Annotated in this window: 22 protein-coding genes; 3 read left to right on the forward strand and 19 right to left on the reverse strand. The window is 53.3% G+C overall.

What is annotated here, in order from left to right; genetic code table 11:
- Positions 1-13 precede the first annotated feature (13 nt).
- The 7 genes from addA to aceA all read right to left on the reverse strand — a co-directional run bounded on the left by addA (position 14) and on the right by aceA (position 11,052).
- Entirely contained in the window at positions 14-3,742 is a 3,729-nt protein-coding gene (gene addA, locus ACTVDO_RS05195; RefSeq protein ID WP_442901166.1) for a helicase-exonuclease AddAB subunit AddA, read from the reverse strand.
- Complete coding sequence (addB, locus tag ACTVDO_RS05200; protein WP_335328898.1) at positions 3,739-7,245, reverse strand: helicase-exonuclease AddAB subunit AddB; 3,507 nt, start codon at positions 7,243-7,245, stop codon at positions 3,739-3,741. Before addB ends, addA begins: the two co-directional genes overlap by 4 nt.
- Positions 7,246-7,519: 274 nt before the next feature.
- On the reverse strand, positions 7,520-8,074 hold the full coding sequence (lepB, locus tag ACTVDO_RS05205; RefSeq protein ID WP_020958826.1) for a signal peptidase I: 555 nt from the start codon (positions 8,072-8,074) through the stop codon (positions 7,520-7,522).
- Positions 8,071-8,694: a TVP38/TMEM64 family protein gene (locus ACTVDO_RS05210; RefSeq protein ID WP_020958825.1), complete on the reverse strand. Its 624-nt coding sequence runs from the start codon at positions 8,692-8,694 to the stop codon at positions 8,071-8,073. The genes lepB and ACTVDO_RS05210 overlap by 4 nt, the downstream gene beginning before the upstream one ends.
- A gap of 94 nt (positions 8,695-8,788) precedes the next feature.
- Positions 8,789-9,331, reverse strand: a complete 543-nt coding sequence (locus tag ACTVDO_RS05215; protein WP_020958824.1) for a competence protein ComK — start codon at positions 9,329-9,331, stop codon at positions 8,789-8,791.
- A gap of 133 nt (positions 9,332-9,464) precedes the next feature.
- Positions 9,465-9,659, reverse strand: coding sequence for a hypothetical protein (locus ACTVDO_RS05220; protein ID WP_023817487.1), 195 nt, complete (start codon positions 9,657-9,659; stop codon positions 9,465-9,467).
- 106 nt (positions 9,660-9,765) lie between these two features.
- Complete coding sequence (gene aceA, locus ACTVDO_RS05225; RefSeq protein ID WP_020958822.1) at positions 9,766-11,052, reverse strand: isocitrate lyase; 1,287 nt, start codon at positions 11,050-11,052, stop codon at positions 9,766-9,768.
- A gap of 192 nt (positions 11,053-11,244) precedes the next feature.
- Here aceA and ACTVDO_RS05230 point away from each other — a divergent pair, with 192 nt between their 5' ends.
- A complete protein-coding gene (locus ACTVDO_RS05230) occupies positions 11,245-11,838 on the forward strand; it encodes an SCO family protein (RefSeq protein ID WP_020958821.1) in 594 nt (197 codons plus the stop codon).
- 79 nt (positions 11,839-11,917) lie between these two features.
- Here the strand turns inward: ACTVDO_RS05230 and ACTVDO_RS05235 are convergent, their stop codons facing one another.
- The gene (locus tag ACTVDO_RS05235) at positions 11,918-12,223 is read right to left on the reverse strand and encodes an AzlD domain-containing protein (protein WP_020958820.1); all 306 of its coding nucleotides are present in this window, start codon (positions 12,221-12,223) and stop codon (positions 11,918-11,920) included.
- Entirely contained in the window at positions 12,216-12,932 is a 717-nt protein-coding gene (locus ACTVDO_RS05240) for an AzlC family ABC transporter permease (RefSeq protein WP_020958819.1), read from the reverse strand. Before ACTVDO_RS05240 ends, ACTVDO_RS05235 begins: the two co-directional genes overlap by 8 nt.
- A 338-nt stretch (positions 12,933-13,270) precedes the next feature.
- Here ACTVDO_RS05240 and dat point away from each other — a divergent pair, with 338 nt between their 5' ends.
- Complete coding sequence (gene dat, locus ACTVDO_RS05245; RefSeq protein ID WP_442901167.1) at positions 13,271-14,131, forward strand: D-amino-acid transaminase; 861 nt, start codon at positions 13,271-13,273, stop codon at positions 14,129-14,131.
- A 57-nt stretch (positions 14,132-14,188) separates the two neighbouring features.
- On the opposite strand, the gene ACTVDO_RS05250 is transcribed toward dat, so the two are convergent.
- From ACTVDO_RS05250 to ACTVDO_RS05270, 5 genes are all read right to left on the reverse strand, one after another.
- Positions 14,189-14,986, reverse strand: coding sequence for an ABC transporter ATP-binding protein (locus tag ACTVDO_RS05250; protein WP_020958817.1), 798 nt, complete (start codon positions 14,984-14,986; stop codon positions 14,189-14,191).
- A complete protein-coding gene (locus ACTVDO_RS05255) occupies positions 14,952-15,944 on the reverse strand; it encodes an ABC transporter permease (protein WP_041267843.1) in 993 nt (330 codons plus the stop codon). Before ACTVDO_RS05255 ends, ACTVDO_RS05250 begins: the two co-directional genes overlap by 35 nt.
- Positions 15,945-16,013: 69 nt before the next feature.
- Positions 16,014-17,024, reverse strand: a complete 1,011-nt coding sequence (locus tag ACTVDO_RS05260) for an ABC transporter substrate-binding protein (protein WP_020958815.1) — start codon at positions 17,022-17,024, stop codon at positions 16,014-16,016.
- A gap of 137 nt (positions 17,025-17,161) precedes the next feature.
- Positions 17,162-18,706 carry a fatty acid--CoA ligase family protein gene (locus ACTVDO_RS05265; protein ID WP_020958814.1) on the reverse strand — a complete coding sequence of 515 codons (1,545 nt, stop codon included), beginning with the start codon at positions 18,704-18,706 and terminating at the stop codon, positions 17,162-17,164.
- Between the two features lie 136 nt (positions 18,707-18,842).
- Positions 18,843-19,577 carry an MBL fold metallo-hydrolase gene (locus tag ACTVDO_RS05270; RefSeq protein WP_442901168.1) on the reverse strand — a complete coding sequence of 245 codons (735 nt, stop codon included), beginning with the start codon at positions 19,575-19,577 and terminating at the stop codon, positions 18,843-18,845.
- A 152-nt stretch (positions 19,578-19,729) separates the two neighbouring features.
- Between ACTVDO_RS05270 and yhfH the strand changes: the two genes are divergently transcribed.
- Positions 19,730-19,867, forward strand: coding sequence for a protein YhfH (gene yhfH / locus ACTVDO_RS05275; RefSeq protein ID WP_020958812.1), 138 nt, complete (start codon positions 19,730-19,732; stop codon positions 19,865-19,867).
- Positions 19,868-20,077: 210 nt separating this feature from the next.
- On the opposite strand, the gene ACTVDO_RS05280 is transcribed toward yhfH, so the two are convergent.
- The 5 genes from ACTVDO_RS05280 to hemE all read right to left on the reverse strand — a co-directional run bounded on the left by ACTVDO_RS05280 (position 20,078) and on the right by hemE (position 26,707).
- Positions 20,078-22,456, reverse strand: coding sequence for a YhgE/Pip family protein (locus ACTVDO_RS05280; RefSeq protein WP_442901169.1), 2,379 nt, complete (start codon positions 22,454-22,456; stop codon positions 20,078-20,080).
- 74 nt (positions 22,457-22,530) lie between these two features.
- Positions 22,531-23,103, reverse strand: coding sequence for a TetR/AcrR family transcriptional regulator (locus tag ACTVDO_RS05285; RefSeq protein WP_020958810.1), 573 nt, complete (start codon positions 23,101-23,103; stop codon positions 22,531-22,533).
- A gap of 165 nt (positions 23,104-23,268) precedes the next feature.
- Positions 23,269-24,711: a protoporphyrinogen oxidase gene (hemY, locus tag ACTVDO_RS05290; RefSeq protein WP_020958809.1), complete on the reverse strand. Its 1,443-nt coding sequence runs from the start codon at positions 24,709-24,711 to the stop codon at positions 23,269-23,271.
- Positions 24,704-25,654, reverse strand: a complete 951-nt coding sequence (gene hemH / locus ACTVDO_RS05295) for a ferrochelatase (RefSeq protein WP_020958808.1) — start codon at positions 25,652-25,654, stop codon at positions 24,704-24,706. The genes hemY and hemH overlap by 8 nt, the downstream gene beginning before the upstream one ends.
- 15 nt (positions 25,655-25,669) lie before the next feature.
- Entirely contained in the window at positions 25,670-26,707 is a 1,038-nt protein-coding gene (gene hemE / locus ACTVDO_RS05300) for a uroporphyrinogen decarboxylase (RefSeq protein ID WP_023817483.1), read from the reverse strand.
- Positions 26,708-26,807 lie beyond the last annotated feature (100 nt).

Consider the following 26,807-nt stretch of genomic DNA (forward strand, 5'->3'; position numbering starts at 1 on the left):
CTCCCCCTTTACTTCACTCGACGGCTAGAAAATATTCGCCGTCAAACGAATATAGGTAACATTCCGCCACCGGCACGTGCCAAATTTGTTCAATAGCCCGTCGGTATAAGCGCATTTGCGCCCCGTAACGACCAAGCAAAAAGCGGGCGGCCTCCTCTTTTTGGCCGGCAAAACGCCCTGTCACCTCGTCCGTCTTATAGTCGATCATCACATACCCACGCTCATCCGCAAATACGCAATCAATGACCCCTTGCACGAGCAGGCGGCGGCCGCTCTCCATCTCCTCACCGCCGTAAAGTTCGTCAGCCGGAAGCCCCAAGCTGAACGGCACCTCGCGGTATATTTCACGGGCGGCGCAAAGGCGGCGGCCGATATCCGTAGCGAAAAAGGCGACGATCATAGCGGCATCGACCGCTTCAGCTTGCTCAGCCGACAACAATTCTTTCTCCACAAGCCGCATGATCTGACGGCGAATCGATGATTCGTCTATCGGTGCCTGCAAATCGAGATGGCGCATGACGATATGAAGCGCAGTCCCTTTTTCGGCTGGCGTCAACGTTTTTTTCTGCATAAAGCGCGGCCGGGAAAACAGCGGCGCTGTTCCCTTGCGCGGCATCCATTCGTCCGCCTGCTCACCAAACAGCGCACGCTGTTCTTTCAGTTCCGAAACTGACTGTTTGGCGCGCACGGCCGTCTCCTTCCCGTAACGATACCGCCACAACAGGCGACGCCTTGCTTCCTCCTCCCATTCCCCTCCGATTGGAACGGGACGGCCTTGTTCAAGCGCAGCAAGCGTACCGCCATCCTTTTGGTCAGCTGGCGTTTCACCACTGCGCAGCTTGGCCGCCGACACGATGGCAAGACGCCACACGGACGGGTGAGAGGAAATTTCTTCCTCCGCCTCAACCGCCGCAAGGGCGCGCGCGTCACGATGACGGATGAGCGCCCGTCCGATCCAATCCAAGTATGAGCGGGCCGACGCTCGCACATCGTCAGGAAGAAGCCAACCGCTTTCAGCAGCCACTCCTTTCCATTTTTCAATCTCCTTGTTTACATCGTTGACTGAGGCAAGCAAGTACAGTTTCTCTTTCGCCCTTGTAAGCGCGACGTACAAAATGCGCATTTCCTCGGCGAGCAGCTCGAGCCGCTTCTTTACTTGAATGGCCAGCAGCGGCATGGTCGGATAGCTGATGCGCAGCTGCGGATGGACAAATCGGGCGGCAAAGCCGAGCTCTTTATCAAGCAAATACGGATGACGCAAATCGCGCGTATAAAACGGGCGGGCGAGCCCGGCAAGAAAAACGATCGGAAACTCGAGCCCTTTGCTGCTATGGATTGTCATGATGCGCACAACATCTTCCTGCTCGCTGAGCGGGCGGGCCGCCCCTAAGTCGTCGCCGCGCTCCTGCAGCCGCTCAATGAAGCGGAGAAAGCGGAACAGCCCGCGGAATGACGTCGATTCGTATTGCCGGGCGCGGTCATACAAGGCGCGCAAATTGGCTTGCCGCTGCTTTCCGCCCGGCAACGCACCGACAAAATCATAAAACTGCGTGTCGCGATATAGCTGCCAAATCAGATCCGCTAATGAACCGCGGCGCGCCATCGTGCGCCACACTTCCAACTGCTTGAAAAAGGCAGTCGCTTTTTTCTTGGCCTTCTCTTCCTCTTCCGTTTCCGCCGGCTTTTGGCGAAACGATTGCAGCGCCTCGAAAAACGTGCCCTTCGGGTCGCTGAGACGGATCATAGCGAGCTCGTTTTCATCAAAACGGAATAGCGGTGAGCGGAGCACGGCAGCCAGCGGAATATCTTGGTGGGGATTGTCGATCACTTTCAACAGCGACAGCATCACCGAAATTTCTGTCGCCTGGAAATAGCCGGATGATAAATCAGCGGCGGCTGGAATGCCATGCGCCTGCAACTGCTCAATCATTTGCGGCGCATTCGTCATCGAACGGACAAGCACGACGATGTCACGATACATAGCGCGCCGCGGTTGCCCGCTCGAACGGTCATACACATAAAACGGGCGCGAAACAAGCTCTTTAATTTTTTCCGCCATCAGGCGCGCCTCCAACTCGGCCGCCTCAAGTTCGGCCGCTTCTTCTTCATCTTCTTCCGCCGAACATTGCCGGTCGATGATCATCACTTCCGGAACGGCATCCGGCCCGCTTGGATAATCGGCTCCGTACTTTAGTTGGGCCGCTTCATCGTACGTCATCTCCCCGACGGCTTCACCCATAATTTGAGCGAATAAGAAGTTTGTCCCATCAAGCACTTCGGCGCGGCTGCGGAAATTGTTCGCCAAGTCGATTTTCATTCCCCCGGCTTCCCCATCGGCAGTGAACCGCTTATACTTATCGAGAAACAGCATCGGCTCGGCGAGTCGGAACCGGTAAATCGATTGTTTGACATCGCCGACCATAAACAAGTTGCCTGTTCGCTCATTTCCTTTTTTGACGAGCTGCAAAATCGTTTCCTGGACAAGGTTGGTATCTTGATACTCATCGACGAGCACTTCATCGAACTGCCCTTGGTACTCCAAAGCGGCGGCTGACGGCTGCCATTCGCCTGTTTCCGGATCGCGCCGACGCAAAATGCGCAAACAATAATGTTCCAAGTCGGAAAAATCGACAATCCCCTTTTCCCGTTTCGCCGTTTCAAACATGGCGGAAAAGCGGCGGACGAGGGCGACGATCGTTTCGACGACCGGCTTCATCTCGCGCATATGGCGAAGCCAAGCAGACGGACGGAGCGAAAACACATCTTCACGCAATGCCTCAATTTTCTTTTTCGCCTGATCGCGCAGCGCTTTCGCCTCATCGATGAGTTGTGCGTCAAACCCATCGCCGCGGCAGGCCGGAAGCCGACCGAACGAGAGCGACTGCAGCGCATGATACAACTCATCCCACGACCCGGACAGCCTTCTCTCCAAATCAGCGATCAAGTCCATATCTTCGTGCAGCCGCTTTACGTACGGCTTCGGACCCCTTTCCTTCCCAGCAAGCGTCAAAGCCAAGCGAAGGAACCGTCTGGCCGCCGCCAGTTCCATCGTTGCGTGCTGAGCGATATAGCGCGCCGGCGCCAGCGTCTTCACCGGCGTTTGTTCGTCGACATCATACATCGATACTAAACCGGCCAACCATTCATCCGGCGTCGGATGAGAACGGGAAAATTCGTAAAGCGCGAATATCATCTCCTGCAGCTCCGCGTCACTGCGGTCACCGGTATAGGCGTCGACAACGGCAAAAAAGCGTTCATTGTCCGCTTTTCCGTATTCTTCCTCTAGCAGTTCTTCAAGGACGTCTTCTTTCAACAGCTCGATTTCCGTCTCATCGGCAATGCGAAACGACGGATCCAAATCGAGCAAATAATAATATTTGCGGATCACATCCAAACAGAAAGAATGGAGCGTTGAAATCGGGGCGCGGTTGAGCAAGCTGAGTTGACGCCGCAAATGGAGTGAATGCGGGCGCTTGGCGAGCTCTCGTTCGAGCGCTTCGCCAATTCTCGCTCTCATCTCGGCCGCTGCCGCATTCGTAAACGTGACGACAAGCAGCCGGTCAATATCAACTGCCCCTTCTTCCGCCGTCACTTTTTGAATAATTCGCTCGACAAGAACGGCTGTTTTTCCGGATCCCGCCGCCGCGGCGACGAGAATATCCCGGCCGCCGGCCGCGATCGCCTTCCATTGTTCATCCGTCCACCGGCTTCCGGCTGGCTTCGGGCGAAACGTGACGTTCATGACCCTTCCTCCCTTTCCGTTAATGTTTCGATCACCGCATCCTTCGTCTGCGGAGCCAATTTCCGATACCCGTTGCCCGATAACGATTCATCGAATTGACATACCGGTTTAAAGGCGCAAAACTCGCACGCTGTTTTGTTTTTTAGCTTGTACGGGGCGATCGAGATGTCGCCATCGGCAATTTGTTCGCCAATATCAACAAACAAGCGGCGAACGTGCCGGCGCAACGCGGCAAAGTCGGATGCGCTCGCCACTGAAGAACGCGCGTGAATCGCCCCGGTTCTCGTCAGCTGGGCAGGGACAATGAACGACCATTGCCCATTTTCTGTTTGGTTATCCATCAGCCGGATGGCCTCGGCGTCAGCGAGCAGCAATCCGCGCATCCGGAACGGCTCAAGCAGGATTCTTGTCCTTTCTATTTCGTCGTCAAGCCATCGCTTCGCTTGAATAATCGGGTTGTGGATGTGGAAATAAAGCACCCCCGCTGGCAGAGCCGACTGGCCGACGAGCTGTTCGGCATACGTTAGTACAATATCCAAATACGTGAACATTTGCAGCGCTAAACCGTAATACACTTCTGTCAAATCAAGCGTTTTGGCGCTCGATTTGTAATCGATGATGCGCAGGAGCACCCCTTGGCTGCTTTCCGCCTTATCAACGCGGTCGATCCGCCCAACGAGCTCCATTACCGTTCCGTCACGAAGCTGGAAGCGAAGCGGCGGCAAGTCACCGCCCGGCCCAAATGACAACTCGAACCCGATCGGGGCAAAACCGCTCGCCCGCGCATGTTCGCTCAACACTTGCGTCGTGCGGGCGACGACCTTTTTTAATTTCCGTTTCATATATTCATAGCGATTAGAACTCGATAGCACTTGCTGCTGAATGAGCGGGGCAATTCGTTCGACCGCTTCGGCCGACAGCCGCTCACATTCCAATCTTGATAGCTCTTTCCAGTCGAGGTGCCGTTCGCGCACTCGGTCGGCAATTTGCTTGATGGCGGCATGAAACAGTTGCCCGACATCCGGTGCCTCAAGGCGGAAGACATTCCTCTCTTTCAGGCGCAGACCGTGTGAAACGAAATGAGCGTACGGGCATTTTTGGAACTGTTCCATGCGCGAGACGCTCGCCTGAATTTTCTTTCCGTACAGCCGCCGGCTCCATTGTCTTTTGAGCGTTGGCGCCTGATTCGTATAAAACAGCGCCGACACCGCCTGCTGCACTCGCGCCTTCCATTCCGGATGGTTGATCAGCACGTTATACACATCCCACCAAAGCGGAGCAATACCGTAATTTCGTTTCCATGCCCGCAGCTGGCTGATGAGATACGTCTGTGTCGCCCGCGGCGCAGTGACAAACGCCTCCGGTTTCTCCTCCGGGGCATCGAACGGATCATGGCCGCATAAATGAACAGGCAGATGCGGAAACAGTTGAACCAACTGTTTAATAAGCGGGGACGGCATAAGCGCTTTCCCTTCGCCATCGGCGAGCGGATATGTAACGTATAGACGCCGGCTCGGACAGGCCAGAGCTAAGTAAACAAAAAATGGATCGTAAAACAGCTGCTCCCTCCCTCCGGGTGCAAGCGCCATGCCGAATTCGCGCAATTGCTCCCGCTCGACCTCGGCCATGAGCCCCTCTTCCTTCGCCTTGGCCGGGATGACGCCGTCATTAGCCCCGATGATAAACGCATATTTGATCCCAATCAGGCGCGACCGGTCGAGCTGAGCGACGATCACTTGGTCGATCGCCGGCGGAACAAGAGCAAATTCAAGTCGGTCGAGCCCAGCTTCAATAATTTTAGCAAACTCAGGAAGTGGCAGTGATTCCGTCCCAAGCATTTCGACATATTGGTCGAGCAAATCAACGACCGCGTTCCACGCCTGCTCGTGTTGGCGCGCTTCGACGAGGCGTCCATCCGCTTCCGCTTGCGCGCTCATTTGCTCTAGTTTTTTTGGAATTTGCAACTCTTCTAAAAAGAGATATAAAGCCGCGCAAAAATCGCGCCCGTCAGCGGCCCTTTGCAGACGACGCTCAAACCGGCGGAGCGGGGCCGTCAGCGCCTCGCGCCATGCGTTGAGCTTGTCTTCAAGCTGTCGCTCTTCATCCGTCTGCGGTACGTTCAGCCCGTCGAGCGCCTGGTAGCGGCGGTATGTCCAGCGCTCGCCGCTTGTCCATTTTTCACCTTTCACCCCATAGGCGAGCACGTAGTTTTCGAGCTTGTCGGCCGCCTCGCGCCACGCGGCCAAGTCGCCATCAACCGGAAAGAGCAAATCCGTTTTTATGGCGCGAAAGACCGCTTCATAGCGCCAACGCGTCACCACTGTCTCCAAAGCAGCGCGCACGAGTTCCATGAGCGGGTGATGGTGCATCGGCTCTTTTTCATCCACAAAATACGGGATGTCAAAGTCAAAAAACACCGTTTTCACCAGATCGCGATACGCCTCCGCCTGGCGGATGATGAGCGCAATGTCGCGGTAGCGTGCCCCTTCGTCGCGGACGAGACGGATGATTTCCCGAGCGACCGCCTCGATTTCCGCGCGGCGGTTGGCTGCTTCGTAAAGGCGAATCGCGTCGGTCTCCGCTTCGTACGGGGGCAGCGGGCGGCGGTGAAACTGCGCCTCAAGATGGACGAGCGCCCCGTCTTGATGGCGGCGGTTGACAGAAAGCACGACCGGTGGTTCGATCATAATATCGTTAGCCAAAGCAAGTTCGCGCAACTGGCGGTATGTCTGCGCCGGCAAGTAAAAGAGGTTGAGCTCGTCCGGCATCCCGTCATCGTACGGGCGGTCAGCCGTCAAGCAAACGGTGACGCGCCGGCAATGGTGAAGAAGCTGTTCAATGACCATATATTCCTGTGGGGAAAAATGATGAAAACCGTCAATATAAATGTCGGCGCCATGCAAGTAGCCGGAGCGGGGGATGTGCTCGGCAAGCAGGCGCAAATAATCTTCCGAATCAAGATAATGGCCGAGAAGGCTCCGCTCCAACTCCTCATAAACGAGCGCCACATCGCTTAACTTATCGGCCAGCAAACGGCGGCCCGGTTGGCCTGACCCGCTTTCGAGCATATCGGCGTGGCGGCGGAGTTCATCCGGCGCCAGGCAATACCGCTTGCATTCAGCGATCATCTCATGCATTTGTTCGACAAAACCACTTTTGTCCGCCGCACGTCCAAATAGCTTCAGCTCCTGTTTGCGCTGTTCAATAATTTTACGAATCATCATTTGCACGCCAACGTCATGGACGTAGTAACGGCTCATGCCTCCTGTTTCTTGCAACACGCGCCAGGCGAGGCGGGGGAAGCTGAACACTTGAGCGCGGATCATCCCCTCTACTCCCTCGGTATGGATTAACGCGTATTCACATTGAAATGTCATTTGTTCCGGGACAAGGTAGACAATCGTCCTCCCCTTTGGATCTTCTTGCAGCTGACGGCGAATTTCCTCGAGACAGACAGCCGTTTTTCCACTTCCCGACCGACCGAGCAAAAACCGCAGCGACATAACGATCACCACCATTCATTTCCTTATATTTCTTTCATTTTAGCACACACGTTCGTGTTTGACGAGTTGCATCCGTCCCACCCACATTCTGCAGCAGCGAGCCGGCAAAAATGGTTATCGAAAGCAATCGCCCCAAAAAAGCCTCGAACGCTGCTTCTCTTTCCCCCGCAATTCAAACCGTGAGCGCCGGACAACAAATTTCGGCAAAGAAAAAAGCTTTCCTTTCGCCGGCACTTCGACACCACCATGTTTTGTGCCAAAGCAAGCCGCTGCTCTAAAAACGGAAAGCAAACTGTCCAAATGGCCAATAACGGAGGTCGACTTTGCCGACGACCTGGCTGATTTTAACAAAACCGAAATGGCGGCTGTCCCAACTGCCAAGCCGATTATCACCGAGGACGAAAATGCAGCCGGCCGGCACCCGTTTTTCCCCGGTCACCTCTTCAAGGGTAAAATCACCCGTCAGCTTGCCGCTGACCAATTTTTGCTTATAAGGCTGTAAATACGGTTCGTTGACTTTTTGTCCATTGATATACAATCTATCGTTTTTGTATTCAATTCGGTCTCCCGGCAGCCCGATGACCCGTTTTACATAATCTTCCTTTTGATTGGCATGGAAAACGACAATGTCGAATCGGTGTATCGGTCCGATTTCATAGCGCAGCTTATTGACAATCAGCAAATTGCCGCTTTGCAATGTCGGCATCATCGATTTTCCCTCTACCATATAGTTGCTGAAAACAAAAAAACGGAGTGCGGCAATCAAGCAAACGGCGGCCAGCCATGGCCATCGGTGTCTTCGTTTTTTCTTTTTGTTTTCTTCTGTCATTCTCCGTCCTCCCTGCCGCTTTGTTTTTCTGTCAGCGAAAATCTCGCCTCTATCCGTTTTCCTGCATACCAAAGCAACAAGACGATCACAGCAATGCCGGCTGTCCGCAATGGTTGACGAACGAGCGCCACGATGTCATAACCGATAAAACTGATCGTAAAAATCATGATCATCTTTCCGAGCAACACCGCGAGCACAAACTGTTGGCGGCTGATGCCGGACAGCCCGGCGACAATATTGACAAGCGCTGACGGAGTGAAAGGGAAACAATAAAGCAAAAATAGCGGACCAAATCCATGCCGTTCGATCCAATGCATGAACCGGCGCACTTTTGGGTGGCGGCGGACAAAACGAAAAAAACGCTGCTGGCCGATTCTCCGTGTCAGCCAAAATACGATGAGCGAGCCGAGCGAAGCGCCAAGCCAAGAAATGAAAAACCCTTTCCACAATCCAAACGCGGCGGCGTTCGCCATCACAAACACAACCATCGGCAAGATCGGAAAAAACGACTCGAGCAGCGTCGCGGCAATGCCGGGAAACACGCCAAATGAGCGGTAATGTTCGAGCAAGGAAAGCACGTTATCGAGCGTGAACCATTGTTTGAGCGTCTCCATATTCATGCATCTTTCTCCATTCAAATGCCGTTTATACTTTTATTTTACACGCCCGGCCGTGCAATTTGAACTCATGTTTATGAAAACCCATTTTTTATCATCAATGCTCTGTCACATCTTTTTCTTGCTGCATACGGAATATGTATTGCAGCTTGCGTTCTCTTGCCTCCATTCGGTCTGCCAGTTTCGTCCGCAGTTGGGCTGTTCGATACAATTGATTGATAAAGGATTTATAGGAAACATCGAGGAATACGTTTTTTCCGTTACGGAAATAAACAATGGTTCGCTCATATTTGGCGGGCTCATACCGATAGACGTGCATATGGGACAGCCAAACGCAGCCGGAATCTCTCGGGGAAGAAGTCGGGAAGACGTAAATTCCGTTGGACGGTTCGATGGCAATCGGCGCCTTGTGGGTGATACCGATCAATGCCTTTGTTCCGTCTTTTCTGCCTTGGAAGCTGCAGCCGTAATAATCGCAGCTATGTTTAATGATGTCGGTCGGCGTTTTTTTGACAATATATTCACCATCTTCCTCCACTACTTTTGCATAGATGTCACTGTTCAACGGGTACGGGAGAATCGCCATTGTATAACGGCTCACGACGAAATGTTCCAACACAATAAACTCATTCACTTTCATCGGTTCATCCCCTTTCCTATCAACTGGCTCACTACCCCTATCATACCATCAGAAGTTATATTTTTCTATATTTTGAAAAAGATTAATGGCTTTCTATCGTAAAAAAAACCCATGACTATCGTCACGGGTGCCGTTATGCGTTTTCAAATGTTTGACCGATTTCTTTGGCTGCCAAGTATTCATTCGCCTGCTCAAGCGCGGTATGTTCGCCGACCGAATCACCCGCATACGTTTCCTCATTCATCCACCATTGCTCAAAGTGAAGATCTGTACTGACGCGAAATTCAGCGGGCATTAATTCCGGCAGATCGCCTTTTTTCTTCTCCATCCCATCGCCTCCCTCCCCCATAGGATGCCCCACCTTTTTCCTTTTATCCAAAAAAAAAAAAGCCCGGGGAGGCCGGGCTTTCATCTAGATCCGCTGTTGATTCACATTAAGCAGTTGTAAACTGTTCTTCTTCAGTTGACCCTTTTAAGGCGACTGTGGACGACTGACCGCCAGAGATCACTTGAGCGACCTCATCGAAGTAGCCGGTACCGACTTCGCGCTGATGGCGCGTTGCCGTATAGCCGTACTTCTCAGCGGCAAATTCCGCCTGCTGCAGTTCAGCATACGCCGCCATGCCGCGCTCTTTATAGCCGCGCGCCAACTCGAACATGCTGTAGTTGAGTGCATGGAAACCGGCCAGAGTGACGAATTGGAACTTGTACCCCATTTTGCCGAGTTCTTGTTGGAATTTGGCGATCGTTTCATCATCCAATTTTTTCTTCCAGTTAAACGACGGCGAGCAGTTGTACGCCAGCAGCTTGCCAGGGAATCGCTCGTGAATCGCTTCCGCGAATCGGCGTGCTTCCTCCAAATTTGGTTCGCTCGTTTCGCACCAAATGAGATCGGCATACGGCGCGTAGGCAAGTCCGCGGGCAATCGCCTGGTCAAGGCCTGCCCGTGTGCGATAAAACCCTTCCGTCGTCCGTTCGCCGGTTATAAACTGTTGATCGCGCGGGTCAATGTCGCTTGTGATCAAGTCGGCGGCGTTCGCATCGGTGCGGGCGATGAGCACAGTCGGGACACCCATGACGTCAGCGGCAAGCCGCGCTGCGATTAAGTTGCGCACGGCCGTTTGCGTCGGCAACAACACTTTCCCGCCTAAATGGCCGCATTTTTTCTCTGACGACAGCTGATCTTCAAAATGAACACCGGCCGCCCCGGCCTCGATCATTCCTTTCATGAGCTCAAACACGTTCAGCTGGCCGCCGAATCCAGCCTCTGCGTCAGCCACGATCGGCACAAAATAGTCGACATCGCCGCTTCCTTCCAAATGTTGGATTTGATCTGCACGCTGCAACGCCTGATTAATTCGTTTGACAACATGCGGAACGCTATTGGACGGATACAAGCTTTGGTCCGGATACATATGCCCCGCGAGGTTGGCGTCGGCCGCCACCTGCCAGCCGCTTAAGTAAATGGCTTTCAGCCCGGCTTTCACTTGCTGCACCGCCTGATTTCCGGTCAGCGCCCCGAGCGCATGGACGTAATCTTCCGTATTTAACAGCTGCCATAACTTCTCAGCACCGCGCCGAGCAAGCGTATGCTCAATATCGAGCGAACCGCGCAGTTTAATGACATCTTCGGCGCTGTACGGGCGAACGATCCCTTTCCAACGCTCCTCATTTTTCCAACTTTCCTCTAATTGTCGGACACGTTCAGTAAATGACGCCATTTTTCCTTCCCCCATCTGTATTGTTATATTACATTTCTTTATTTACGTTTTTTATTATATAACAGAAAAAAAAAAATGCAAGCCCTTTTTTGAAATTTTCTTCAATTAGGAAAATAGACGCATAACGTTCATAAAAACAGTACTCTTTCTGTCCGCCGTTTTGGTATGATCAATAGTAGAGGAGTGATGATGATGAAAAAATGGTATATGATCGCCGCATCGTTTGTGCTCGCTGGCATCGGTGCCGGCATCTTTTACTTTGCCGTCTATAAACCGTCCGCTATGCATCTGCCGGATGACGTGACGATGGAGACTGCATGGGGAGCCCCTTATTCTTTTGACAGCTTGCCGCCAAAAGTCCGGCTCGTCGAGTTCATTTACACGAACTGTCCGGATATTTGTCCAAATACGACCATGCAGATGGCGAAATTGCGTGACCGATTGCAAAAAGCCGGAGTATTCGGCCGCGATGTAGAATTTGTTACAATCACCATTGACCCTGAGCGCGATACGAAAGAAAAACTGCAAACATACGCAAATACGTTTGGGGTGACTGGCGATGGGCAAGGATGGGTGTTTTTGCGCGGCAGCGAAGTAGCGACAAAAGCGACGGCAGACGCTTTCAACTTCCAATACCGTGACCCGGGAAACGGCATGATTGTGCATACGTCGCTCGCTTACTTGCTCAATCGGGACGGACGGGTCATCGAACAGATCGACATGGGGGGAGCGTCACGATTTCGTGTTGATGAAGTGTACAAAACGATTATGGATGAATTGTCGTGATGATTTGGTAATAGGTGTAACGTGCGGAAAGAAAAAAGAGGGCATTGTCTGCCCTTTTTTTCATTGAATGCCGAACCTTTTACATCAGCATCGAATAGCAACTAAGCACCACAACCGCAGCAAGCACGACAACAATAACATTCGCACCGAGCCAGGCGGCAGTCACCGCCGCCGCAAAACCGATCACCCCAAAGAGAATGTCGTCTTGAATGAAAAAAATATCAGGGATAATCAGCGCGCCAAGTGCAGCATACGGCACATTTTTCAGCACCCCTTGCCAAAACGGCGGCAGCTGGACGCGCCCAAGCAGCACGAGCGGCAACATGCGCGGCAAATACGTGACGATCCCCATGCCGAGAATCATCCAAACGATCGCGTTATTCATCCTCATTCTCCCCCTTCTTCGCCAGCCACTGGACGACGACTGCCGAAAGAAGCGTCGCCAGCACGATCGACCAGCCTTTAGACAGATGAAAGACAAGCGTGCCGAGCGAGTTGAACACGGCAGCTAACCCTGCCAGCCATACCGTTTTCCGCTGCTTTTTCAGCGCTGGGACGAGCAAGCCGATAAACATGGCGTACAAAGCGACCGACATGCTCTCTTGTAAGCTTTCCGGCAAGCTTGCCCCGACAGCATAACCGATGCCGGAATTGACGACCCAGCTGCCGTACGCCATCATGATCAGCCCAAACATATACGAAGCGCTAACCGTCCCCTCTTTCATGGCCGCAACGGAAAACGTTTCATCCGTAATGCCAAACGCATACAGCGCCTTTTTCCAAAGCGCATCCGCCTCCGCTTTTTCGTTGAGCGAAGCGGACATTAAAAAATGGCGAATGTTTAAAATAAATGTCGTTAAAATGATTTCAAATATACCGGTACCGACGGAAAGCAAGCTGAGCGCAATATATTGCGAGGCGCCGGCAAAAACGACGACGCTCATCAGCACCGTTTCTGCAAGCGTCAGCCCGGTCGTCTTAGCGAGCAGGCCAAATGTCAGCGCGATCGGCATATAACCGATGGCGATCGCCACCCCCGCCTGCACTCCTTGGCGAAACGGCGCCATTTTACCAGCCGTCCATGTTGTTTCCATCTATCCATTCCCCCGTTTCACTAGTTTGATATGTTTATTGTCTAAAAATCGCTGTCATTTCGCAACCCGAACATAGGTCAGTTCTTTTATCCTCTTAACTAGGAGGCTAGCGAAAACAACGGATTCGCTTAATTTGCAGGAGATGGAAAGGAATAACGTTACAGCGGCGCAAAACTTCTCAATTTAAAAACTGCTCCGTGAAAGCGGCCTCTCCTTTTCAATGCCCGGCCTTCTAGGAAGCTCCCGCTTTGGCACAAAGCGGGAGTAGGGGAGAAAATCAATCTATGATATAATCGAATTGGTTCATTATTTGCGCAATTGAAAAGGAGTGCACTATTATGTCAGTAAAACCGCACGTATTGACCGAACGTGGCATTTTTCGCTATGAGCAAGTGACGTATCCGATGGAAGAACGCGGCTTGCAGTTTGGCGATGGCGTCTATGAGGTAGTTCGCCTATACAGCGGAGCGTACGTTTGGCTTCAAGAGCATCTCGACCGTCTGTACCGTTCAGCAGCCGCCATTCGCCTGTCCGTCCCGTTCGCTCCCGAAGAGCTGTCCGAGCAGCTCGAACAGCTTCGCCGCATGAACGATGTGCGCGAAGATGCCATTTTGTATTTGCAAGTGACGCGGGGCAGCTTTCCGCGCAGCCACGCGTTCCCAGCCGAAAACCGACCGAACTTGTACGCCTATATCCAACCGATGGCGCGAAAAACAGACGAAATGACGCACGGTGTGCGTGCCACTTTAACGAAAGACGTTCGCTGGGAGTACTGCTATATTAAAAGCTTAAACTTGCTGCCAAACGTGCTCGCGAAACAAGAAGCCGTCGAACGCGGAGCGTTTGAAGCCATTTTTCACCGCGATGGCGTCGTTACCGAAGGCAGTTCATCGAACATTTTTCTTGTCAAACACAACACCGTATACACCCACCCGGCGACGGAACGGATTTTAAACGGCATCGTCCGCACAAAAGTCCAACAGTTTTGCGCCGAACTTGGCATTCCTTTCATCGAAAAGGCGTTTTCAGTCAGCAGCCTCGCCGAGGCGGATGAACTGTTTTTAACGAGCACCACTTCCGCGGTCACCCCGATCGTTCAAGTTGACGAGACAGCAATCGGTAGCGGCGAACCGGGGGCCGTAACGAAAGCGCTGCAAGCCGCTTACCAAAAAGCGACCAAGCCGCGCCCAACAACTTGATCCGCTTCGCTGTACAGAAAACGAGGTGCCCGCAAGCTTCGGACACCTCGTTTCACTTTATGAACTAAGCACAGCGCGGTCACTCGCAAACCGGCTGCCGCGAATGCGCTGAAACTCTTCAAGCAACCGCTCGACCGTCAATTTCTCTTTTTCCTCCCCTTCAGCGGCAAAAATAATTTGCCCGCCGTCCATCATAATAAGCCGATTGCCAAGGCGTATCGCCTGCTCCATATTGTGCGTCACCATCAACGTCGTCAAGCTATGTTGAGCGACGATTTGCTTCGTCAATTCGGTGACAAGCTCGGCGCGCGCCGGGTCGAGAGCGGCGGTATGCTCGTCAAGCAAAAGCACATTCGGCTTTGTGAATGTCGCCATCAACAGCGAGAGCGCTTGCCGTTCTCCGCCGGAGAGGAGCCCGACTTTGGCGGTGAGCCGGTCTTCCAACCCTAAGTGGAGCGTGCGCAGCGTTTCCCGAAACCACTCGCGCTTTTCTCGTGTCACGCCAAGGCGCAATGTGCGCCGCCTTGTCCGGTTGTAAGCGAGCGCCAAATTTTCTTCAATCGTCATATGGGGGGCGGTACCGGCCATCGGATCTTGAAACACGCGGCCGATGTAGCGGGCACGGGCATGTTCTTTAAGCATGGTCACGTTGCGGCCGTTGATCCATACCTCGCCTGTGTCGGGAGACAGCCTCCCGGCGATGATGTTCATCAGCGTTGATTTTCCGGCGCCGTTGCTGCCGATAACGGTGACGAAATCACCGGGCGAAAGCGTTAAATCAATGCCTTGCAAAGCGGCTTTCTCGTCAGCTGTTCCCTCGTTAAATACTTTTGTAATTCGTTTCAGCTCCAGCAACGGACTCCCTCCTTTCCAACTGCCGTGCTTTCCGCTTTTTCCGCCGCTTTTCTTTTTGTACCGCCAACACGTTAGGCACGATGAGCGCTGATATGACAATGAGTGCGGTAATTAATTTTACATCGCCCGTTTCCAAAAACTCGACACGCAAGGCGAGCGCTAAAATGAGGCGGTAAACGATAGCGCCGCCGATGACCGCCCACGTCGCGCGTATGACTGAACGGGCGCCGAACAACGCTTCGCCAATGATCACAGAAGCTAAACCGATGACAATCATCCCGATTCCCATACCGACGTCGCTAAACCCGCCATACTGGGCGATGAGCGCCCCAGAAAAGGCAACGAGCGCATTGGACAACCCAAGCCCAAAGACGATAAGCCAATCCGTGTTGGCGGAAAAGCTTGCCACCATCGGCTTGTTGTCGCCGGCCGCCCGCAGCGCGATTCCGAATTCTGTTTTCATCAGCCAATCAAGAATTCCTTTGATAATCAATACGAGCACGGCCATCGAACATAAAATGGCCCATGTCCGCGGCATGAATCCCGTAAAAGAAAACAGTTGATTGAGCACCGCGTCCAGTCCGGTTTGTTGCCAGACGGCCGTGATTTTCGTCATGATGGTCTCCTGCTGCAACAGCGGCACGTTCGATTTTCCCATAATGCGCAAATTGATCGAATACAAGGCGATCATCATTAAAATACCGGATAAAAGCGGGTTGATCTTCCCCTTCGTATGCAACAGCCCGGTCAACGCTCCGGCCGCAAAGCCGGCCAAAAGCGCCGCAGCTGACGCGGCAAACGGATTCGCCCCATTAAAAATGAGCACCGCGGCAACGGATGCACCGGTGACAAAGCTGCCGTCAACCGTTAAATCAGGAAAATCTAAAATGCGAAACGACAAATAGACGCCAAGCGCCATAATGGCATAAATCAAGCCCGCTTCCACAGAACTGAACATCGCTGTCCACACCGTTCTCACCCACCTTTTGGCGACAAATCCCCCCTTTGCGGAAGGAGGGACAGTCGTTTATTCGATATATTCGGCGATCGAATCCCATTCCGGATTAAGTTCGATTCCCATTTCTTGCGCCGCTTTTTTATTTATGACAAGCTTCAATTTTTGCGGATATTGCACCGGCAAATCGGACGGCTTCTTGCCGTCTTGCAAAATTTGCGCCGCCATTTCCCCTGCTTCATAACCGATGTCATAATAGTCAAACCCATACGCCGCAAACCCGCCGCGCTTCACTGAGTCAAGCTCGCCGACGAAAAGGGGAATATCATGTTCGTTGGCCACTTGAATAACGGACTCAAGCGCTGATACAACCGTATTGTCGGTGATGATATAGAAACAGTCGACTTTGCCGATGAGCGATTCAGCCGCCTGTTTTACTTCAGCCGACGTGGATACCGATGCGGAAACGATGTTCAAATCGGTTCCTTCCATCGCTTTTTTCACTTGATCCACTTGGGCGACTGAATTTTGTTCGCCGGCGTTATACACCATGCCGACACGGCCGCCGCTGATGTACTTATCGATAAACTGCACCGTTTTCGGAATCGCCTCCGGATGAGTGTCGGTCGTGCCTGTCACATTGCCGCCTGGCTGTTCCATCGATTGGACAAGCTGAGCGCCGACCGGGTCCGTCACTGACGTAAACACGATCGGAATGTCTTTTGTTGCGTTGAGCGCCGCCTGCGCGCTTGGCGTCGAGTTGGCGAAAATCAAGTCAACGCCATCCGAGACAAAGTTCGTGGCGATCGTTTGGTTGTTGCTTTGGTCTCCTTGGGCGATTTGTACGTCATACTCGACGGACAGCCCCTTGTCCTTTAACGCCTGCTCAAATCCTTTGCGCGCCGCATCAAGTGACGGATGCTCGACAATTTGTGTCACCCCGACCTTATACGTCTTTTCCTTCGCTTCCTGTCCGCCGCCATTTCCTTGGCTGCTTCCCGTTTCTTTCGCTCCGCCGCAGCCGCCAAGCAGCAAAAAGCTTGCTGCGCATAACATGGCAAGTCGTTGCATCTGTTTGCCCATAATCCGATCCCCCTTGTATAGATACGTTTCATTAACTTTTGCCCTTTTATGCTTTTATGTGTCAAATTATATAGGTTTATCTCTTTGTTTTCAATATATTATTCAAAAAAAAGAGAAGGTGCTGAACATTCAGCACCTCAACTATGGGAAGCGGTCAACCGTTCTTTTAACGTTCTCCGTAAAATTTTTCCTGTTGCGTTTTTTGGCAGTTCCTCTAAAAAGCTGATTTCGCCCGGCACTTTATACTTCGCCAACCGCTCACGGCAGTAGGCGAGCAATTCCTCCTCAGTCAGCCCCGGATTTTTCGCGACGACAAACGCCCGCACCGCTTCGCCGTAATCCGGATCCGGCACACCAATCACAGCCGCTTCAACGACGTCCGGATGGCTGTACAGCACTTCTTCGACTTCACGTGGGTATACGTTGTAGCCGCCGACGATAATCATCTCTTTTTTTCGGTCGACGATATAAAAATAACCATCCTCGTCCATGCGCGCCAAATCGCCGGTGTGCAGCCAGCCATCGCGCAAGGCGGCCGCTGTTTCCTCCGGCATTTTGTAATACCCTTTCATAACATTTGGACCGCGGACGACAAGCTCACCCACTTCCCCGGCTGGCACTTCTTCACCGTACTCGTTGACGACTTTGTTTTCGACGTTTTTAATGCTCGTCCCGATCGAGCCAGGCTTGCGCGGCCGATCAAGCGGGTTGAAGCACGTCACTGGCGACGCCTCCGACAACCCATACCCTTCCGAGACGATCACATTGAATTTTTTCTCAAAGTTTTCAAGCAACGCGACCGGCATAGAAGCTCCCCCTGAGATGCAAAGCCGAAGCGTCTGCAAATCAGCTGCGCTTCCTCCCTCATGCTGATAAAGGAAATTGTACATCGTTGGCACGCCGGCAAAAATCGTCGCCTTTTCCTCGCGGGTTAACGTAAACATGGCGGCCGGGCTGAATTTCGGCATAATGAGCACCGTCCCCCCGTTCATAAGCGGTGCATTTAACGCCACCGTCAGGCAAAAGACGTGGAACATCGGCAAAGCGGCAATGACGCGGTCATGCTCATTGATGCCTAAGTAATCAGCCGTATCTTGGGCGTTGCTGTACAAGTTTTGATGCGTGAGCATGGCCCCTTTCGGCTTGCCGGTCGTTCCGGACGTATACAAAATGACGGCGACATCATCATCATCAAGCTCCGGTCCTGCAAACGCCGGGTCGCCGGCAGCCAACACCTCCGCAAACGGTTTCATCCCGGCGGATAATGCGATTCCTTTTTCCTTTCCTTGCGCCGTTTCGCAAACGATAGCTTGCTTGAGCAATGGCAAACGTTGCTTTGCCATGTCAACGAGCGGAGCGAGCAAATCGAGCCCGATCACTGCCTTCACGTCACCATTGTGCAAAATATAAGCGATTTCTTCCGGCGTATAAATCGGGTTGATCGGAATAACGGTCGCCCCAAGCCGCAACGCCCCGTACAGACTGATGATAAACTGAGGTGAGTTTCCAAGCAACAGGGCGACATGGTCGCCCCGGCGAATGCCAAGCTGCATTAACCCGTCGGCAAACCGGGACGCCGCAGCGTACAATTGTTGGTACGTGCATCGTTCTCCCATAAATACGTATGCTTCTTTGTCCGGCAGTTGTTTGGCGATTTGCGCCAACCGCGTCGTTACATTCATCCAATCTCCCCCTTAAAATGAATGAATGACCATTCATTTTTTAAGTAAAAAAATTCGAACTATAATTTATTATAAAAAAAAGAACAGCAAAGGACAAGTGGAAGCGTTTCCTTTGCTGTTTTTTCGATGATTTTTGTTATAGCGCCCACACTAAACCGGTGCGGGCGAGGCGAATGACGCCGCGGAACGTCCGCTCCGCTTCTTCAACGAGCTGTTCGTGCCTGCCAACGTGCGGCAAGTGCGTCAACCATAGTTCACCAACACCCGCCCCCTCGGCGATGGCCGCCGCCTCCTCGCTCGTCATATGGCCGGCCGGGGCTGCGTTTTGCCCGGCGTAAAAATTGCACTCGCAAATGAGCAAGTCAGCTCCTTTTGCAAACGGTGCAAATTCCGGCATGTAGCTTGAATCAGCCGTATACACGACAGTCTTGCCCCCAGCGGTAATGCGCATAGCGTAGCATGGCACCGGATGGGCTGTTTTTAGAAATGTAAGCGAAAACGGCCCAACAACAAGCGTCCCTTCCGGATCATAGGCGTTTCCCTCCGTAATGCCGCTATGCGTCAGGCGGGCGAAGGCCGCCTCATCTTCTTTGTGGCCGTAAATCGGCAACACCGGCAGGTTCGCTCCTAAATTTTTATGAATGAGACGCGCATATTGGAGCGGACCGATGTCGGCGATATGGTCATAATGATAGTGGGAGACGATGACGGCGTCCAAGTTTTCTACAGCCGTGTAGTTTTGCAGCTTGGCAAGCGCTCCGCTCCCGCAGTCGACAAGCAAACGAAACCCGTCATGCTCAAACAAGTAAGCAGATGTCGCCTCATTGGCGGCCGGAAACCCTCCCCAATAACCGATGACTGTCACTTTCATTTCCTTTCCTCTCCTTCCATCCATCTTGCCTTCATCATACATGACAACCACCATTTTTTCATCTTTGTTGTTTTTTTGTTTTAAAACACCTATTGACATTTTCGGTTGTGTTATAATACAATAAAACCAACAAGACAACGGAGGGGATCGAGATGTTGATGAAAGTGTTGGAATTTTTCAAAAACCTGCCGCCGAAAAAGTGCTCGCAATGCGGCAAAACGATTGACGAGCAACACGAGTGCTACGGCAACACATGTTCTGACTGCCTTGGCGCCGCTTACCGCCACTAGGTGAGCGGACGCTGCCCTTGCGTCACGATGCCGGCTGCCCTGCCGGCGATAGGCTGTTCCTCGATGCAGCCTGCTTTTTTGCCTTGGTGCCCCAGTTATGGGGCCTTTTTTTATTTATCCATTTATCCTCAAAAAAGAAAAGCGCCCATTGTGGTGTTAAAGGCGCTTTTTGCCTAATATGGGACGGTTGCTGCCGGCCGTTCCCCGTTCTCAAGCTGCTGTTACCGTCTCGGCCCATGCTCGATAGCGGCGGCGGTAAAGGAGAAGAAAATACCCGAGCGTCGCTGCAGCAAAGACCGCAGCCACTCCTGCCAATATGGACGCCTCCTTCCACATGAGCGTGAAATCGCCGCTCGAAATCACCGCCCGCAGCCCGCGAATGGCGTGCGTCATCGGCAGCCATTGGTGGATGCGCTGCAACGCACCTGGAACGAGTTCAAGCGGATACGTGCCGGCGCTTCCAATCAACTGTGCGATCAAAAGCAAAATCGCGACAAACCGTCCCGGATTGTCAAAGAGTGTGACAAGGCATTGAACGATCATCATGAAAGTCATGCTGATGATCCACGTCAACAAAACAAAGCGGCCGACGCTCTGCACATGCAAACCAAGGCCATAAAGCAGCCATGCATCAGCCAAAAGCGTTTGTGCCGCCGCCGCCGCGGCAAGCACTCCCCATTTCCCGAAAAACCAAGCAAAGCCTGACGATGGGCGCCCGGCCGGTTCACGCAGCGGAAAGACGATCGTCAACAACAGCGCCCCGACGAACAAGCCGAGCGACAAAAAGTACGGGGCAAACCCGGTTCCGTAGTTCGGCACATGATAAAGCGGCTGTTTATCCTTTTGCACCGGATCGGCAATCATTTGCGACGCCTGATCGTCCGCATGAATGCCATCCGCTTTTTCCGCTCCTTCTTGCAAGCGGTCGGCCAGCTGCTCCGCTCCATCCTCAAGCCGGCCGAGGCCGCCTAGGAGCGATTCTCCGCCGCGGGCAAGGCGGCCAAGCCCTTCATGAAGCGAAGACGCCCCCTCCGCCACAGCGGAAACGCCATTGGAAAGCTGGTTGGCCCCTTCGGCTAATTGATTTGTCCCCGAGACGAAGCCGGCTGAACCGGAAGCCAGTTTGTTGACCCCCTCGGCAAGCTCGCGGCTTCCGGCAGCAAGCGTTTGCGCTCCGTCATGCGCATGTTGCAGCTGTTTGGCCAACTTGTCCGCTCCGTCGGCCAATGTTTGTTGGGCGGCGAGTAGACGATCTGCCCCATTGACCAACTGTTGTTGCCCGTTAACGAGTTTTCCTACACCAGACTGTGCCGCCTGCTGTCCGGAGGCAAGAGCGGACGCGGCGCCCGCGAGGCGGGAAAGCCCGTTTTGGATCGGCTCCATTCCATCAGCCAACGCTCCGACACCATTTGCCACATTTCCGCTTTCCTCAACGAGCGGCTGAAGCTGTTCATACAGCGCCTGCAACGTTTCCTTTTCCTGCGGATCTTGCGCCTTGGCAGCCAACACTTGCAACCCGGCGGCATACTGCTCGAGTCCTTTTTGCACTTCGCTCCCCCCGGCGGCAGCTTCATTCGCTTTTCGCTTCCACATTTCAACCTCTCCGCTTAGTTGAGACGCGTCGTGTTGAAGTCGATTGGCGCCATCCGTTAACACCGGCAACTGCGTTTGCAGCTCTTTGAGGGCAGAAAGCGAATCATGAAGCCCGCCCGCAAGCGATGCCGCCCCATGTTGAGCGGCGGTTGCACCATCGGCAAGCTCGCGGCTTCCGCTAGCCAGCTGCCCAAGGCCGTCTGCAAGCGACGCCGTCCCGTCCTGCACTTGTTTCGCTCCGCTGTTAGCGGCTTGCAAGCCGTTTTCAAACGTCAGCGATTTCTCGGCCAACTCAGTTAAATAACGGGTTAACTCGTCCGCCCCGTCCTTGGCTTGCTTCGCTCCAGCAGACAGACGGGCGCTGCCTTGCTCCGCCCCTGTCATTCCATCGACAAGTGCGCGGCCCCCTTTTCGCGCGGCTTGCACCCCGTCATGCAGCTGGCTCGCCCCTTTGCCCGCCTCACCGAGCCCGTCAGCTGCCTCTTGCATCTTCGCCAACATCGTCTCTACATAAGTTCTTGTCACATTGTTCGCCATTTCTTCCTTAATGGCTTCTATCGCGGAATCGCCGATTTTTCCCGCCAAATAGTTCGCCCCTTCATTCGGGATGTACACCAGTTTCAGCGGCTTCGGCTTCCCGCTTTGCACCGTTGTTGCGTTGGCGGAAAAATCTTTCGGGATCATGACCGCCATATAATACGTTCCGTCCTCTAACCCATCATCCGCCTGCTTGCGGCTGACAAACTGCCAATCAAACGTACCATTTTCCTTCAGCCGTTTCACGACATCGTTGCCAAGCTGAATTTTCTTGCCGTCAAGCAGCGCCCCCTCATCTTCATTGACGACCGCAACCGGCAATCGATCCAAATGACCGTACGGATCCCAAAACGCCCACAAAAACGATCCGCTATAAAGAAGGGGAATGAACAAAACCGCAAGAACCGGAATGAGCACTTTCGGGCGGAGCAGAATAGCTTGCAATTCTTTCATCAGCATCTAGCCTATTCCTCCTTTGAACAAATGACCAATTTGTCCATATGGTCATAACTAACAAAAAAAGACAGGATCATCTACTTGGACAATCCTTGTAAAAAATAAAGGGCAAACAGTTCGGCAATTTGCTCTTTTGTCAGCGGCTCATGATCTTTTTCCCAATCGACGATCAAGGCAATGTACACCTTCAACATTAAAAATGCGGTAATTTCCGAATTGCACGGACGGATTTCCCCTTTTTCCACCGCTGCCTCAATTTTTTGCCGGATAAACTCAACCATCTCCCGGTCGAGCTTGGCCAGCACGTCCTGTACCGCCGCAGTGCCAATGTTGCGCACTTCTTGGAGCAGCTTCGCCGTCAATTGGTGGCGCTGACGGAATTCCAAAATGCGGTACAAAGCGCGATGGACGTTTTCGGAAAATGGCAACGACGGAGCCATCGCCTGCTCAGCTTCTGCCTTGATTTCTGCGATCAAAGATGAAACGATTTCATCAAGCAGCTCCTCTTTGCTTTTAAAAAACGTGTAAATCGTCCCTTTGCCGACGTTGGCGAGCTTAGCAATTTGCTCCATCGTTGTCGCCTTATAGCCGAACGCAGCAAACGATTGGGCCGCCGCCTCGATAATTTGCCGTTTACGGTCGCTTGCCATGAGCCTCATCCTTTAACTTGACTGAATGGACAAATTGGTCAATTCGTCTCTATCATACCATGTGCACGCCGCCACGTAAAGGACCAAAATGATGCCCCCTTGAGGAGGCCCGGCCTCAACATTGTCTCCGACGGCCTCCACCGCCGGGCGCCAGCGAGCTGACGGCTAATGGACGCCGCTGTACAGGGCTTCTGCCGGCCGGTCGGGTTTCCCTTGCCACAAATAATCAAGCACGTCACGGACTGCCTTCTCCCCTTGATCAATGCAATCCGGCAACCCAAGTCCTTCATAGGAGCTGCCGGCCAAAAACACCCCAGGCAACTCGGCGGCCATATGTTGCTTAATCTTCGCCAGCCGCTCGCGATGCCCGACCGTATATTGCGGCATCGCCCGTTTCCATCGGGAGATGACGGCAAACTCCGGCTGGCCGTCAATTTTCATCACCTTGTTTAAATCATCCAATACAACGCGGACAATCTCGTCATCCGGCTGATCGACGATCTCCTCATCGCCTGGACGTCCGACATAGCCGCGCAGCAGCGCTTTACCGGATGGTGTCGTATGCGGCCATTTTTTGTGCGTCCACGTGCACGCCGTCATCGTATAATCGCTGCGGCGCGAGACGACAAACCCGGTGCCGTCAATATCTTGGCGGATCGCTTGTTCCGGAAAAGCAAGCGCGACCGTCGCCACCGACGTCAGCGGCACCGATCGGAACGGGGCAAAAAACGGGTAATCGGCAAACATGTCAGGCACAATATGGTGTGGCGTGGTGATGATCACACTGTCTGCCTCCCATGTTTCACCGTTGCTCAATTGCAGCTGGTACACCGAACCGGCGCGGGCGATCCGCTCCACGCGCGTTCCTTTTATGACGCTGCCCGGCTCAAGCCGTTTCTCCACCTCTTCAACAAGCGACTGCAAACCCGTTTTTAATGTCTGAAACGCCCCTTTTCGCTCCTTTTGCTCTTTTGGCGTCGTTCGTTTTGCACCACGAACGAGGCTTCCATATTTTTGTTCAAGCTGAAAAAACTGCGGGAATGTCGCCATTAAGCTCATTTCGTCGATGTCGCCGGCATAAATGCCGGACAGCAACGGTTCGATCAAATTGTCTACCACTTCATCGCCTAAACGGCGGCGAAAAAAGCGGCCAAGCGGCATGTCACCGTCTGTTTTCACCGGCGGCAGCACAAAATCGAGCGCCGCCCGCAGCTTGCCCGCAGGGGAAAACAACCCGGTCGCCACAAACGGGGCAATGCGCGTCGGGATGCCCATCACCGCCCCGCCCGGAATCGGATATAGCTTTCCGTTAACTAAAATGTACGACTTTCCGGTCGCATTATGGACGATTTCCTGTTCAAGCCCGACTTCTTTCACAAGTCGAAATGCGCTCGTTTTCCGTGCTAGAAACGAGTCCGGGCCACGCTCAATGACAAAGCCGTCGCGGACGACTGTCTGCACTTTTCCGCCGAGCCGGTGCGTCGCCTCAACAAGCTTGCATGCCAGCGGTAGATGCTGTTCTTTGATCGCTTTTTGCAAGTAGTAGGCGGCAGTAAGACCCGTAATGCCGCCGCCGATAATCACAACCGTCCGTTGTTCTTCACTCATGCTGATCGCCTTCTTTTGCGAACCGCTTTAACACGACCGTCGCCAACGCATCAATAAACAGTGGATCGGTGTTTGGCATCTCCGGCCGGTAATAGCGGGCGCCAATTTCTTCGGTTACTTGTTTGCATTCAATGTCGTTGTCATACAACACTTCCAAATGATCGGCAACAAAGCCGACCGGCGCATAAACGAACGACGTATAGCCGTGCTCTTCATGGAGGAGACGCGTCAAATCTTGTACATCCGGGCCCAGCCATGGTTCCGGTGTGTTGCCGGCACTTTGCCAGCCGACGGCGTAATGGGCGACGCCGGCCTGTTCGGCGATGCGCCTTGCCGTGTCTTCAAGCTGTACTGGATACGGATCCCCGGCCTCGATGATTTTTTCCGGCAGGCTGTGGGCCGAGACGATCAACACAGCCCGCTCCCGCTCACGTTCCGGCATGGCATCAAAAATGGCTTTCACCTGTTCGGTCCAATATTGCAAAAACTTCGGTTCGTCATACCACTGGTCAATCGTATAAATGGCCGGGCCGCCGAGCCGCCCGGCTGCCGCTTTGGCCCGCTCGTTGTACGAGCGGATGCTGAATGTGGAATAATGCGGCGCCAACACGATGCCGACCGCCTCTTTTATGCCGTCGGCGTGCATGCGTTCAACCGCGTCCTCAATGAACGGCTCGATATGTTTCAACCCCAAATACGCGCGAAACTCCACGTCCTCTTGCACAGCATTCAGCCGTTTCTCGAGTTGCTTCGCCTGCGCTTCCGTAATGTTCGAAAGCGGCGACAGGCCGCCGATGGCTTGATAGCGCGCTTTTAAATCATCGATTTGTTCTTGCGGCGGCTTCCGCCCATGGCGGATATGTGTATAGTATCTCTCGATATCCTCTTCTTTGTACGGAGTGCCGTACGCCATCACAAGCAGTCCGACAATGTTCTTGGCCATTGTGTTGCACCTCGTTTACTTTGCTGAAGTATACTCATGGATAAAAGCTGTGAGCCGTTTCAATGTGGCCGGCTGCACATCAGGGAAAATGCCGTGTCCCACGTTAAAAATATAGCCCGGCTGCTCCGTTCCTTCGTCCAAAATGCGTTTCACCCGCTCTTCAATCACATTCCATGGCGCGAGCAGCACCGCCGGATCCAAGTTGCCTTGGATGGCTTTCGTAATGCCTTGGCGGCGCGCTTCACGAATCGATAGCCGCCAATCAAGACCGATGACGTCAAGCGGCAAATCGTTCCACTCGCGCGCCAAATGGCCCGCCCCGACGCCAAACATGATGAGCGGTACACCTTCCTCACGCAAAGCGGCAAAAATGCGCGCCATCGCCGGCTTAATAAACGTCCGGTAATCGTCCGCATTCACCGCGCCAACCCAAGAGTCAAAAATTTGCACGGCGCTTGCCCCCGCCTCAATTTGTGCTTTCACATAGCGGATCGTCATCCCGGCGAGCTTGTCCATTAACGCAAACCATGCCGCCGGCTCGGCGTACATAAACGCTTTCGTTTTATAATAGTTTTTCGACGGGCCGCCTTCAATCATATAGCTCGCCAACGTAAACGGCGCGCCGGCAAACCCAATGAGCGGCACGTCGAGCTGTTCGGTGACAAGCAACCGGATCGTCTCAAGCACGTACGGCACATCATAATCCGGATCGATTTCCCCGAGCCGTTCGACGTCTTGAAGCGAGCGGATCGGGTTGGCGATCACCGGCCCGACGCCACCCTGAATCTCTACATTAACGCCCATTGCCGGCAGCGGCGTCATAATGTCTTTATATAAAATCGCAGCATCAACGCCATATTGCTCAACCGGAAGCCTCGTGACGTAAGCGCAAAGCTCCGGCTGGTGTGTGATCTCAAACAGTGAATACTTTTCTTTCAACGCCCGATACTCCGGTTGCGACCGCCCGGCTTGCCGCATGTACCACACCGGCACATAATCCGTTTTTTCGCCGCGGCAGGCGCGCAAAAACGTATCGTTCATTCGTCTTGTCATCTTCATCCGCCTTTCCTTCATCCAGTCCAGTCAACGATTTCCTGATTTCTTGTACATCCACGTTGCTTATCTCTTTTTCACTATACAGTTTTCGATGCCC

It is taken from the genome of Geobacillus sp. BK01, from assembly GCF_052220245.1.
Taxonomy (GTDB): domain Bacteria; phylum Bacillota; class Bacilli; order Bacillales; family Anoxybacillaceae; genus Geobacillus.